This is a genomic window from Micromonospora inaquosa, assembly GCF_003857055.1.
Lineage (GTDB): Bacteria > Actinomycetota > Actinomycetes > Mycobacteriales > Micromonosporaceae > Micromonospora > Micromonospora inaquosa.
Genome location: NZ_QGSZ01000194.1, coordinates 22702 through 35932, shown reverse-complemented (window position 1 = coordinate 35932; position 13231 = coordinate 22702). Strand labels below are relative to the sequence as shown.

10 protein-coding genes are annotated in these 13231 nt (G+C 68.1%); 8 read left to right on the top strand and 2 right to left on the bottom strand.

Going from position 1 to position 13231, the window contains the following annotated elements; translation table 11 throughout:
- A partial coding sequence (locus DLJ59_RS12965) for an arabinofuranosidase catalytic domain-containing protein (protein WP_244235992.1) occupies positions 1 to 1553 on the top strand: 1553 nt, incomplete at its 5' end.
- A gap of 80 nt (positions 1554 to 1633) precedes the next feature.
- On the opposite strand, the gene DLJ59_RS12960 is transcribed toward DLJ59_RS12965, so the two are convergent.
- A complete protein-coding gene (locus tag DLJ59_RS12960) occupies positions 1634 to 2908 on the bottom strand; it encodes an extracellular catalytic domain type 1 short-chain-length polyhydroxyalkanoate depolymerase (RefSeq protein WP_124772761.1) in 1275 nt (424 codons plus the stop codon).
- Positions 2909 to 3154: 246 nt separating this feature from the next.
- On the opposite strand from DLJ59_RS12960, the gene DLJ59_RS12955 reads away from it, so the two are divergent.
- The 3 genes from DLJ59_RS12955 (at position 3155) to DLJ59_RS12945 (ending at position 7883) form a co-directional block, all read left to right on the top strand.
- Positions 3155 to 4162, top strand: a complete 1008-nt coding sequence (locus DLJ59_RS12955) for a PaaX family transcriptional regulator (protein ID WP_124772760.1) — start codon at positions 3155 to 3157, stop codon at positions 4160 to 4162.
- A gap of 451 nt (positions 4163 to 4613) precedes the next feature.
- Positions 4614 to 6080: an endo-1,4-beta-xylanase gene (locus tag DLJ59_RS12950; protein ID WP_124772759.1), complete on the top strand. Its 1467-nt coding sequence runs from the start codon at positions 4614 to 4616 to the stop codon at positions 6078 to 6080.
- A 417-nt stretch (positions 6081 to 6497) separates the two neighbouring features.
- Complete coding sequence (locus tag DLJ59_RS12945) at positions 6498 to 7883, top strand: RICIN domain-containing protein (protein ID WP_124772758.1); 1386 nt, start codon at positions 6498 to 6500, stop codon at positions 7881 to 7883.
- 72 nt (positions 7884 to 7955) lie between these two features.
- Here DLJ59_RS12945 and DLJ59_RS12940 read toward each other — a convergent pair whose 3' ends face one another.
- Positions 7956 to 8726, bottom strand: coding sequence for a FadR/GntR family transcriptional regulator (locus DLJ59_RS12940; RefSeq protein WP_124772757.1), 771 nt, complete (start codon positions 8724 to 8726; stop codon positions 7956 to 7958).
- Between the two features lie 146 nt (positions 8727 to 8872).
- Between DLJ59_RS12940 and DLJ59_RS12935 the strand changes: the two genes are divergently transcribed.
- Genes DLJ59_RS12935 through DLJ59_RS12920 form a run of 4 tightly spaced genes read left to right on the top strand, consistent with a single transcriptional unit; the run spans position 8873 to position 13172 of the window.
- Positions 8873 to 10135, top strand: coding sequence for an ABC transporter substrate-binding protein (locus tag DLJ59_RS12935; RefSeq protein WP_124772756.1), 1263 nt, complete (start codon positions 8873 to 8875; stop codon positions 10133 to 10135).
- Between the two features lie 4 nt (positions 10136 to 10139).
- Positions 10140 to 11120, top strand: coding sequence for a carbohydrate ABC transporter permease (locus tag DLJ59_RS12930; RefSeq protein WP_124772755.1), 981 nt, complete (start codon positions 10140 to 10142; stop codon positions 11118 to 11120).
- Positions 11120 to 11947, top strand: a complete 828-nt coding sequence (locus DLJ59_RS12925; RefSeq protein WP_124772754.1) for a carbohydrate ABC transporter permease — start codon at positions 11120 to 11122, stop codon at positions 11945 to 11947. Before DLJ59_RS12930 ends, DLJ59_RS12925 begins: the two co-directional genes overlap by 1 nt.
- A gap of 1 nt (position 11948) precedes the next feature.
- A complete protein-coding gene (locus DLJ59_RS12920) occupies positions 11949 to 13172 on the top strand; it encodes a mandelate racemase/muconate lactonizing enzyme family protein (protein WP_124772753.1) in 1224 nt (407 codons plus the stop codon).
- Positions 13173 to 13231 lie beyond the last annotated feature (59 nt).

Below are 13231 nucleotides of genomic sequence, written 5' to 3'. Positions count from 1 at the left end.
GGCCAGGAAAGGCCCGTGAACTCATCCCGAGACGTCATCGCGCCCGACGCCTGACCGCCCTGGCGGGCGCTCTGGTCGGCGTTCTCGTCGGCATCGGCGCCACCCCCGGTGCGCCGTCGCCGACCGCCGAGGCGGCCGCCGTCGCGCTGGCGGCCGCCATCCAACCGGGGCAGAGCACCCCGATCGTCGGTACGCAGTCCGGCCGCTGCCTCGAAGTGCCCAACTCCAGCACCACCAACGGCACCCAGACGCAACTCTGGGACTGCAACGGCAGCGCCGGCCAGACCTGGACGTGGACGTCGACCATGCAGATCCAGGCGTACGGCAACAAATGCCTGGACGCCTCCGGCCGAGGCACCACCAACGGCACCCAGGTGATCATCTGGGACTGCAACGGGCAGAACAACCAACAGTGGAACGTCAACAGCAACGGCACCATCACCGGCGCGCAGTCCGGGCTCTGCCTCGACGCCAACGGCGCCGCCACCGCGAACGGCACCAAAATCATCCTCTGGGCCTGCAACGGTGGCACCAACCAGCAGTGGGCCTCGCCGAACACCACCCCGCCGCCGACCAACCCGCCGACCGGCGCGCGCCCGTGCGACATCTACGCCTCCGGCGGCACCCCGTGCATCGCGGCGCACAGCACCACCCGGGCGCTCTACGAGGCGTACGCCGGCAACCTCTACCAGGTCCGACGCTCGTCGGACAACACCACGCGCAACATCGGGCTCACCGGCACCGGCGGCACCGCCAACGCGGCGACGCAGGACTCGTTCTGCTCCGGCACGACCTGCGTGATCACTGTCGTCTTCGACCAGTCCGGGCGCGGGAACGACCTCTGGTACCAGGGGTCGAGCGTCGTACCGGGCTCGCCCCAGAGCAAGCCGGCGATCGCGACCTCGGAGTCGCTGACCGTGGGCGGCGCGAAGGCGTACTCGCTCTACATCAATCCCGGTAACAGCTACTGGCGCGACGGGCACCTCACCGGCGTGCCGACCGGCGCGGCCCCCGAGGGCATGTACATGGTGACCAGCGGGACCCACGTCAACAGCGGCTGCTGCTTCGACTACGGCAACAGCGAGACGACCCGGAAGGCCGACGCCGCCGGGGCGATGGACGCCATCAACTTCAGCAAGCAGTGCTGGTTCGGCGGCTGCTCCGGCAGCGGGCCGTGGGTGCAGGCCGACCTCGAGTGGGGTCTCTTCCCGGGCGGCAGCAGCTCGTGGAACCCGAACCAACGCGCGTTCAGCAGCAAGTTCGTCACCGCGACGCTCAAGAACAACGGCACGACCCGCTTCGCCATCAAGGGTAGCGACGCCCAGTCCGGCAGCCTCTACACGCTGTACGACGGCTCGCTCCCGCCCGGATACAGCCCGATGAAGAAGCAGGGCGCGATCATCCTGGGCAGTGGCGGTGACTGCTGCAAGCCCGACGGTGGCGCCAACCTGAGCGCCGGCACCTTCTACGAGGGGGCGATGGTCGCGGGCTATCCGTCCGACGCGACCGAGAACGCCGTACAGGCCAGCGTGGTGACCGCCGGTTACCGCTGATCCTGGCGACGCCCGACCGAGTCGTGCGCCGGACACCACCTCGTGGTGTCCGGCGCACGTTCGTGGACGTCGACCCGGTCTCAGGCGACAGTGCAGGACGCGCCGTTGAGGGTGAACGAGGACGGTCGGGCGTTGTTACCGGTGTGGGTGGCCTGGAAGCCGATGGTCACCGAGCCGTTGGCGGGGATGCCGCCGTTGTAGGCGACGTTCCGGGCCGTCACCTGCCCCGAGTTGGGCGAGTAGGTGGCGTTCCAGCCCGAGGTGATGGTCTGCCCGCCCGGCAGGGTGAAGACCAGTGACCAGCCGTTGACTGCGCTGGTGCCGGTGTTCGTGATGGTGATGTTCTCGGTCAGCCCGGTGTTCCAGGCGTTGAGGTCGACGGCCACCCGGCAGGCGCCGGACGTCGGGGGCGGCGTCGTGGGGTTGGTCAGTCCGAAGAACGTGATGGCGGACGCGGCCATACCACCGGAGGGCAGGCTGTGCCCGGCCCCCTGGATGCTGTACGCCTCGACCTGGACGGTGCCGCTGCTGTCGGCGTACCGACGCCGGTTCCAGTTGGCCTGGGGCGTGTCGGTGGAGGTGGGTGTCTGGCTCAGCCCGAACACGTTGGTCCACTGCTCGATCGCCTCCTGCAGCAACGAGTACGGCACGAGCGTGTCGTTGGTGCCGTGCCACAGCTGCACGCGCGGGCGGGGCCCGGAGTAGCCGGGGTACGCCTGGCGGACCGCGTCGCCCCACTGCTGCGGGGTCCGGTTCATGTTTCCGCCGGTGCACTGGCTGCTGCCGGGCGGGTAGTCCGCCGCGTTGGCGAAGCAGTTGAACGGCACGCCCATGAACGCGGCGCCGGCCTTGAACACGTCGGGGTAGAGCGCCAGCATGTGGTTCGTCATCATGCCGCCGGACGAACTGCCGGTGGCGTAGACCCGGTCCCCGTCGGCCGCGTACTGCTGCTGCACGTACCGGATCATGGAGATGATCGACACCGGGTCGCTGCCGCCGCCACGTCGCTTGGCGGCGTCCGACCAGGTGTCGAAGCAGTTGCCGAACCCGGCCTGCTGAGTCGCGGACGGGTAGATCACGATGTACCCGTACCGGTCGGCGAGGCTGGCGAACTCGCTGCCGGAGTAGAAGCCGGGGCCCGACCCGCCGCAGCCGTGCATGGCCACCACGACCGCCGGCCGGGCCGGGCGGTTGTCCGGCACGTAGACGTGCATGCGCATCCGGCCCGGGTTGTCACCGAAGCTGGTCACCTCGGTCAGTGACGCCGCGTACGCGGGCCCGACCGTGGGGGCGACCAGGCCGGCGGCCACCAGTGACGCGGCCAGGGTGAGTAGCAGTTTCCTTCTGAGTTTCAACGGACGACTCCTTCGATTGCCTGTGCAGGCTGGATCGGCCGTGCGACCGGTCGCGGGGGGTGCCCGACTCCCGCGGTGATCGCACGTTGCCCGCTACCTGTGGTTCGCCCAGCCCGGCTTCGGATGGCGTCGCGTGGCAATTAGTGTTCCCTCCGGGCCAACAAGTGTCAATCGAGCACTCTCTATTTGTAGCGACGGCGCTCCGTCTACAGTCGTCGTACCGTCCCCGAGGAGCACGGAGCGCCTGTGGCAAGCCTCTTCGACATCGACGAGATCTATCCGGACGACGGAGACCATCCACTCCGGCTGCCCCGCAGGCAGGTCGGCAACTCGCCTCAGGGTGTCGCGGTGACCCTGTTGGCGGACTACACACTGCGGACCCGTGTCGCCCTCCCGTCCGCCGCCATCGTCGCCCTGCTCGGGGAGACCGGCGTGACGACGGCTGGAGCGCGGACCGCGATCAGCCGGTTGGCCCGCCGTGGCGTGTTGGAGGGCAGCCGACTGGGGCGGCGCAGCTCCTACCGGCTCAGTCGTGCCGCCGCCGCCAACCTCTCCGCCGGCGGGCACTGGATCCTCGCCTCCACCACGTCGACGGCGCGGTGGGACGGGTGCTGGACGATCATCGCCTTTTCGCTGCCGCAGGACCGCAGTACGCAGCGTCGGGCACTGCGGGCGCAACTGCGGTGGCTCGGTTACGCGCCGTTGTACGACGGATTGTGGATCTCGCCGCAGGAGCTGACTCCCGCGGCTCGGGCCCAGCTCGACCGGCTCACCCTCGGCGCCGTGACGGTGTTTCGCGGGCGGCAGACCGCGCTCGCCTCGACCATTCACCGCGCGCCGATCGAGGCCTGGGACATCGAGGCGATCAGCCGGAGCTACGACGCGTTCCTCCGGCGTTGGACGCCACTGCTGCCCGGGGTGGTGTCCGGGGAGGTCGACGGTGCCGCCGCGGTGCGGGCCCGTACCGAGGTCATGGACACCTTCCGGCGGTTTCCCGTCCTCGATCCGCAGCTGCCGGTGGAACTCCTGCCGGGGGAATGGCTCAGGCGGCCGGCGCGGGAGTTGTTCGCGGCCGTCTACGACGGCCTCGCCGCACCCGCGGAGCGACACGTCCGGGCGGTCGTCGAGCGGTTCGCCGACGCCGCGCAGCCCGGCATCGAGGCCCACACCACCGCCGACCTGGTCGCCGGAATACGCGCCGACGATGACCAGGCGCTGCCGTCTCCGAGTAGCTCGGCTACCGGGCGGGCGTGAATCGCGAGGCGGTCGCTGTTGGCCGACGACTGTGAGCGATAACAGGGTTGCCGTCCGGTACGACCCCGGTGGCGCGTTGGCGTGGCTTGTCCGCTGCCCGGGCAGCAGTTGAGCACTGTTGCTCTGGGCGTTTGGTACCGGGTGTAACGGGGCGTTCCGGGAGATCGGCGTGAACGACCCGTTACGTCTTGACGAACGGCATGTTATCGCTCACTCTCGATATAGAGGACGATCGCTGTCGTGGCTCACCGGGCGAGCCGCGCAGGGCGTACCTCCGATCACGACGTCCGCAAGGGCATGCGGACGTCACCTCGGGAGCCGGCGGATGCCGGTGACAGCCGTCACGGATTGTGCGTCCTGATGTCGGGCGGCCAGGATGACCGCCCCGATCAGTCGTCCCGATGGAAGTGGCACATCACCACCACCGATGCAACCACTGAGAAGGAACGCCATGAAACCCATGAGAACGATGCTGGCCGCGGCGACCATCGCCGTCGCCCTCACCACTGGCATGACGGTCGCGCTGACTCCCGCCTCCGGTGCCGGCACGACCTTGAAGGCGGCCGCCGCCGAGAAGGGCCGCTACTTCGGGGCCGCTGTCGCGACGGGCAAGCTGTCGACCAGCGTTTACACGACGATTTTGAACCGCGAGTTCAACAGTGTCGTGGCTGAGAACGAGATGAAGTGGGATGCCACCGAGCCGCAGCAGGGTCGGTTCAGTTACAGCGGTGGTGATCGTCTGGTCAGTCACGCGCAGGCCAACGGGATGAGCGTGCGGGGTCACGCGTTGCTGTGGCACCAGCAGCAGCCGGGCTGGGCGCAGGGCATGTCGGGTAGCGCGTTGCGTAACGCGGCGATCAACCACGTCACCCAGGTCGCGACGCATTTCCGGGGCAAGATTTATGCCTGGGATGTGGTGAACGAGGCGTTCGCCGATGGTGGTTCTGGTGGGCGGCGTGACTCGAATCTGCAGCGCACCGGTAATGACTGGATCGAGGCGGCGTTCAGGGCGGCGCGGGCGGCGGATCCGGGTGCGAAGTTGTGTTACAACGACTACAACACCGACGGGATCAACGCGAAGTCGACGGGTATTTACAACATGGTGCGGGACTTCAAGTCCCGTGGTGTGCCGATCGACTGTGTGGGGTTCCAGTCGCACCTGGGGACCTCGCTGGCCGGTGACTACCAGGCGAATCTGCAGCGTTTCGCTGATCTCGGTGTGGATGTGCAGATCACCGAGCTGGACGTGATGACCGGTGGCAACCAGGCCAACATCTTCGGCGCCGTCACCCGCGCCTGCCTGGCCGTCTCACGCTGCACCGGCATCACCACCTGGGGTGTGCGGGACTGCGACTCGTGGCGCGGCTCCGACAACGCCCTGCTGTTCGACTGCAACGGCAACAAGAAGGCCGCATACACCGCCGTGCTGGACGCCCTCAACGGCGGCTCGACCCCGCCCACCACGCCCCCGCCGGGCTCCGGGGTGGACACCAGCGCCTGGTACGTGTTGCTGAACCGGAACAGCGGCAAGGCGCTGGACGTGTACGCCGCCGCCACCACCGACGGGGCGCGGATCAGCCAGTGGACGCGCAACAACGGCAACAACCAGCAGTGGCAGTTCGTGGACTCGGGCAGTGGCTACTACCGGGTGAAGTCCCGCAACTCCAGCAAGGTGCTCGACGTCAGCAACTTCTCCACCGCCGACGGTGGCGCGATCGTGCAGTGGTCCGACCTCAACGGCACGAACCAGCAGTTCCGACTCGCGAATTCGTCTGATGGCTACGTGCGCCTGATCAACCGCAACAGCAACAAGGCCGTTGAGGTGCAGGGCGCATCCACCGCCGACGGTGGCAACGTCGTGCAGTACGCCGACTGGGGCGGCGCCAACCAGCAGTGGCAACTGGTCCGGATCGGCTAGCGACCAACCCCACCTGAGCTGGGGTCCAGGGTGGCTGCCGGCCGACCGGGATCCGGCCGGCGCCCGCCCCGGCGAGGTGTGACGAACGGTGGCCCGCCCCACTGGGGCGGGCCACCGTGACCCATTGCCGAACCGTTGCCCGGATCGATGTCAGTCATTTGACGTATGACGTCTTTACCGCTAATTTTCACCCGCGGACCACGCGGTCGCCGGGAGCCAGGACGTCGCACCGCGCGGCTCGGCGCGGGCCCGCTCCGAAGCCCGGATCGTGGCACCGCCATTCACCTGCGTCTTTGGCCGCAAGGTTGCCCGCACAACACCCCAGACGTGCCGACACCACCACCAGGACGCCGGCACGTACGCCAGGGCACCCGGGGGCGTTTCGCTCGTGGGTGACCCCGATCGAAGGAGTGGACCATGAAAGCCCTCGGTGAGGCTCGTCCCGCCTCTCGACAGAGACGTCGCTGGCGGTCAGGGTTGGCCGCGGCGGCAGCCGCGGTCATGGCAGCCAGCACACTCGTCGCGGTCAACGCGACGCCCGCGGCGGCAGCGACAGTGGACACCAACGCCTGGTACACACTGGTGAACCGGAACAGCGGCAAGGCGTTGGACCTGTACGCCTCGGCCACCAACGACGGCGCGCGGATCAGCCAGTGGACGCGCAACAACGGCAACAACCAGCAGTGGCAGTTCGTGGACTCCGGGGGCGGCTACTACCGGGTCAAGTCCCGGCACTCGGGCAAGGTGCTCGACGTCAGCAACTTCTCCACCGCCGACGGCGGCGCGATCGTGCAGTGGTCCGACCTCAACGGGACGAATCAGCAGTTCCGGCTGGCCGACTCGGACGGTGGCTACGTTCGGCTGGTCAACCGCAACAGCAACAAGGTCGTCGAGGTGCAGGGCGCTTCCACCGCCGACGGTGGCAACGTCGTGCAGTACGCCGACTGGGGCGGCGCCAACCAGCAGTGGCAACTCGTCCCCGTCGGTGGTAGCAACCCACCACCCACGGGCGGTAGCGGGTGCGGCAAGGCGCCGACGCTGTCCAGCGGCACGCACACGATCCAGAGCAACGGCAAGAGCCGAACCTTCATCCTGCGGGTGCCCGCCAACTACAACAACAGCAATCCCTACCGGCTGATCTTCGCCTTCCACTGGCGGGGCGGCACCATGCAGGAGATCTCCTCCGGCGGCACCAGCGGGACCGCGTGGTCCTACTACGGGCAGCAGGAGCAGTCGAACAACAGCGCGATCCTGGTGGCGCCCCAGGGATTCGGCAACGGCTGGGGCAACTCCGGCGGTGAGGACATCACCTTCGTCGACGACATGATCAGCCGGATCGAGAGCAGCCTCTGCGTCAACCCGAGGCAGCGGTTCGCACTCGGCTTCAGCTGGGGTGGTGGCATGAGCTACGCCGTCGCCTGCGCCCGGGCCACCGTCTTCCGGGCCGTCGCGGTCATCTCCGGCGCGCAGATCAGCGGGTGCAGCGGCGGCACCCAGCCGATCGCGTACTTCGGGCTGCACGGAATCTCGGACAACGTCCTGAACATCTCCCAGGGCAGGGCGTTGCGCGACACCTTCGTCCGCAACAACGGTTGCACCGCCCAGAACCCGCCCGAGCCGGCAGGCGGCAGTCGTGCGCACATCACGACCGCCTACTCCGGATGCCGCGCCGGATACCCGGTGCAGTGGGCCGCGTACGACAACGGTCACATGCCCGGCCCGGTGGACGGCACGTACGCCGAAAGCGGCATCACGACCTGGACCAAGGGTGAGATCTGGAGGTTCTTCGCCCAGTTCTCGTGACGCTGATCGGCCAGCCGGCGGCGTCCGCTCCCGTACCTCGGGGGTGGGCGCCGTTCTGGTCGTCCGGAACGGTCAGCGTTCGAGGCGGGCGGGGCTCCCCGAGCCGCTGCGACGGACCAGCCAGGCCTCGGTGATGTGGGTGAACATCGCGTCGGCGGCGCCGTTGGAGTCGTGGGCGGCGATGCGTTCGTAGATGCGTCGGTGGCCCTGGTTGGACGCCACGCACAACGCGCGTTCCGTGCGGCCCATGTACCGGGCGGTGTTGATGACCTGGCTCTCCAGCGCGCGTACGACGCCACGGGCGATGCGGTTCCCCGACGCCTGCATGATCGTGTCGTGGAAGGCCCGGTCGTGGTCGTGGTAGGTCACGTGGTCGTCGACGAGTTCGTCCATCCGGTCCACCATGGCCCGCAGTCGGTCGATGACCTCGGCGTCGGCGAGACGGGCGGCGACGTTCGCCATGTCGGACTCCAGCACCCGCCTGGTGACGACCAGGTCGTCGAGGATGGCGAAGCTGTCGTCCACCGCGATGGTCGCGGCGAGGACGAGCTCGTCGAGCATGTCCCAGTGTGACGGTGGGGTGACCATGGTGCCGGCGCCCTGGCGAACCTGCACCAGCCCCTTCTCCTGGAGGATCTTCACTGCTTCCCGGACGACGGTCCGGCTCACCCCGAAGGTCTCGCAGAGGATGGGCTCGGGAGGCAGGGACGTCCCGGACGGGTGTACGCCGCGGACGATGCGCTCCACCAGTTCGGCAGTGACCGCCCTGGCGAGATTGGTCGGCCGACGCACCCACGCCGGGGTCGCCGGGCTGTTCAGGGCTGTCTCCCGCGGTGGCGTCATGTCCCCCTCCGAATGGCTCGCCGTGGCACGACGTCTGGATCAGTGTACGGCCGACTGTTGACGTCACACGTCATACGAGTTACCTTCCGGTCAACATTTGGCTCGCGGGACACCGCCGGCCATCCCCCATATAGAGGTGACAACTGATGAGACAGCGCGCAATGTGGTCGGCCGTCCTCGTTGTGGGCCTGGCCCTGGCCGGTTGTGGAAGTGCTAGCGATTCGGGCAAGTCAACCAGCTCGGACGGCAAGCTGGTGGTGTGGGACTGGAAGTCCGGCGAGCCGTTCGCCAAATCCTATCTGGACAAAGCCAAGGCTGACTTCAAGAAGAAGCACGCCGATGTCGAGGTCGAGTTCGTCGCGCAGCCTTTCGACCAGTACTACACCCTGCTCGGTGCGGCGATCCAGTCCGGCAAGGGCCCGGACGTCATGCTGTTCAACGGTGGCGGCCAGATCCGCGACCGGGTGGACGCGCTGGTGCCCCTCGACGAGTACGTGGCCGAGGACAAGCAGCGGCTGGCCGGCTGGGAGGCGTTCACCAAGGACGGCAAGATCTACGGCGCCCCGGTGACGCTGCAGGGCTACCCGATCTACTACAACAAGGCGATCTACCAGAAGGCCAACCTCGACCCGGCGAGCCCGGCCACCACGTGGGACAAGTTCGTCGCCGACTGCGCCGCCATCGCCAAGGCCGGCTCCAAGTGCTTCGCCCTCGGCAACAAGGAGGGCGTCGGCATCCAGTTCTGGATCTCCAGCATGGGCTCGACCACCCTCACCGCGCAGGAGTACGACGCCTGGATCGCCGGCAAGCGCGACTGGAACTCGGCGAACGTCAAGCGGCTCTTCCAGCTCTGGAAGGAGACCGGCGACAAGAAGATGAACAGCGACGGGGCCAACTCGACCGCCATGTTCAACGACTCGTTCGCGCTCTTCCAGTCCGGTAAGGCCGCCCACGTCATGGGTCTGATGTCGGACGTGGGTCACTGGCAGGACTTCAACGAGTTCCTGACCCCGGAGAAGCTCGGCGTCATGAAGGCCCCGATCGTCACCGCCGGCACCACCCCGACCCTTCCCTACGACGGCGGCATCGGCTACGCGGTCGCCAAGTGGACGAAGGACCCGAAGATGGCCGCCGACCTGGCGCGCTCCCTGAGCTCGGCCGACGCGTTGAAGGCCTTCTACGCCGACGCCGGCGCGATCGCCGCCGACACCACCATCGACGTGTCGGCCGGCGGCCCGGCGGTCTCCACGATCGTCGGTGAGCTGAAGAGCGGCAAGCCCGCTCTGCACGTGGCGCTCTCCTCGAAGACGATCGACCTGATGGGGCGCCTCTCCCAGCAGCTCCTCAGCGGTTCGATCACCGTCGACGAGGTGGTGAAGCAGTTGGCCGCTTCTGACCAGGCGGGCTGACCTCGTGCCAATTGGAAACACGCAACCGTCGGTCCGTCCGGCTTCGGCCGGACGGGCCGGCGGGGCGGCGGTCACCCCCGCCGCCCATCGGAGCGGCGCACGACCCCGTCGCTCCCATGGCGGCCTGCGGGCCGAGCGTTACGCCCCCTACATCCTGGTCGCCCCGGCCGTTTTGATCATCGTGCTGCTGCGGCTCTACCCACTGCTCCTCGGCGTCAACTTCTCCTTCACCGGTGACGGCGCGCAGAACGGGGAGGCGGTCGGATTCGGCAACTACAGCGAGCTGTTCGGAGATCCGCTGTTCCGCACCGCGCTGGGCAACGTCGGGCTGCTGGTGCTGCTGCTACCGGTGGCGGTGGCGATCCCCGGCCTCCTCGCGACGTTCATCTACCTCCGGGTGCCGGGCCACCGCTTCTACCGCAGCGTCTACTTCTTCCCGGCGGTGCTCTCGCCGGTCATCGTCGGTGCGATCTTCAACCTGTTGCTCGCCTTCGACGGCCCGCTCAACGCCGTGCTCGGGTCGGTCGGTGTCGGTCCGGTGGACTGGCTCGGGGACCCGGACATCGCGATGTTCATGGTCGTGGGCGTGCATATCTGGGCCACCTTCGGAATGGCCCTGGTGGTGTTCCTCGCCGGTTTCGCCACGCTGGACGCCGCGCTCCTGGACGCCGCCCGGGTGGACGGGGCGTCGCTGCGCCAGGTCGTCTGGCACGTGGTCATTCCGAGCCTCGCCCGGACCATCCAGTTCGTCTTCGTGACCACGATGATCGGGATGCTGACCTCGATGTTCGGGTTGCTCTTCGTGATGACCAGCGGCGGCCCGGAAGGCTCGACCTACCTGCCGGAGTACTACATCTGGATCCAGCAGGGCCAGATGAACCGTCCGGCTCTCGCGTCGGCGGCGTCGACGATCCTCTTCGTGATCATGCTTGTGGTGGGGCTTATGCAGATCAAACTGCTGGAACGAGCGGGGAAGGAGGACTGATGTCTCGCATCCGACTGGGACGGTGGTTGATCGCCGTCCCGATGGCACTGCTCGCGCTGGCGACGATCTACCCCCTGCTCTTCACCGCCAACGTCGCGATGAAGACGCGGCGTGACTACATCCTCGACCGGTTCTCGCTGACCGACACGCTGCGCTGGGAGAACATCAGCACGGCGTGGAACAGCGTCGGCATGGGCCGCTACTTCGTCAACTCGCTGTTCGTGGTGACGGCGTCGGTGTTCCTGCTGCTGCTGTTCGGGTCGATGGCCGGTTTCGCCCTGAGCCAGCTGCGCTTCCGCGGCTCGTCGGCGTTGTTCCTGGGTTGCCTCGCGGGGCTCTTCATCCCGTTCCAGGTGATCATGGTGCCGCTCGCTCGGATCATGGCCGACACCGCGCTCATCGACACCTACCCCGGTCTGATCCTGGTCTATGTGGCCCAGTTCCTGCCCTTCACGGTCTTTCTCATGACGAGCTACTACAAGGGCATCCCGCCGGAGATCGTTGATGCCGCGCGGATCGACGGCAGCACCGTGTACGGCGTGTACCGCCGGATCATGCTGCCCCTGGGCACCCCGGCGCTGCTGTCGGTCGGCATCCTCAACGCGCTGTTCTGCTGGAACGACGTCCTCATGGCGCTGGTGATGATGCCCTCGGCCGATCACCGGACGCTCATGATCGGGGTGACGTCGTTGCGCGGGCAGTACTCCGACAACATCCCCACCTTCGCCTCCGGTGTGTTGATCGCCGCGATACCCGTCCTGTTGGTCTACCTGTTCCTCCAGCGCCAAATTGCCGACGGCGTCGCCGCCGGTTCCACGAAGGGTTGACATGCAGATCACGGGATATCGGACGCTTACGACGGTCCAGGAATGGGGGCGACCCGTCGGCGACGCCAACGGGGTGTTCGCCGACGGGGTGGTCCCGGTCTCGATCGTCATCGTCGACACGGATGAGGGAATCTCCGGGGTCGGCCTCGGGCCGCACGTCGAGATCGAGCGGATCTTCGCAGCCATCGAGGGCGAAGACCCCCGTGCCGTGACGTCCCTGTACGACCGCATGTTGCGGCACACCTTCAAGGCGGGCCACGCGGGGCCGGTGTTCGGCACCATCGGCGCGCTGGACACCGCGCTCTGGGACATCAAGGCGCAGGCCGCGGGCGAACCGCTGTGGCGGCTGCTGGGCGGACGCGACCGGCGGGTCACCGCCTACGCGTCCGGGCTGGACATCGGGCTCACCGACGATGAGCTCGTCGCGGAGTACCAGGTCTACGCGAGCCACGGCCTACGAGCGGCCAAGCTCAAAGGCGGGCTCGACATCGAACACGACCGGCGCCGCCTCGGCCTGGTCAAGGAGGTCCTGACCGAGGCCGGGCACGGCCGACGGCCCGGCCTGATGCTCGACGTCAACGAGGCGTGGACCAGGAAGCAGGCCGTCCGGCACGTCTGCGAGCTGGAGCGCACCCTGGACCTCATCTGGATCGAGGAGCCGGTCCGGCGCTGGGACGCGGAGGGCCTCGCCGCGGTCAGCCGAGGCGTGTCCGCGTCGGTCGCCACCGGGGAGAACCTCACCGGGCTCGAACAGTACCGTCCGCTGATCGCCGCCGGCGCTGTGGACATCGTCCAGATGGCGGCCGTCTGGGGGATCACCCACTTCCTGCGGGCGTCCGCCCTGGCCCATGCCCACGACCTGCCGGTCAGCCCGATCGGCAACAGCCCGATCGGGCTGCTGCACGCGGCGACTTCGGTGCCGAACCACCTGACGAGCGAGTTGCAGGACCTGCACCCACCGGTCGGTGTCTCCATCGACCTGCACGTCGAGGATGGCGCCTTCATCCTCGGCGACTCACCCGGGCTGGGGATCCGGGTGGACGAGGAGCGGATCCGGGTGGCCAACCGCCGTCCGCGGGCGCAGACGGCCGACAGCCCCAACGTCCGACCGGAGCGGGCCGGACGGCGGCTGTTGGCCGGGGTCGACGGGGTGATCCCCACCCGCCAGGTGCCGGTCACGTCGCTGAACTCCCACAACGACGTGTCGCCGACCGCACGGCACTGAGCTGACCGCCAGAACAGAAGGGCGTGGGTGCATCGCGACGGCGATGCACCCACGCCCAT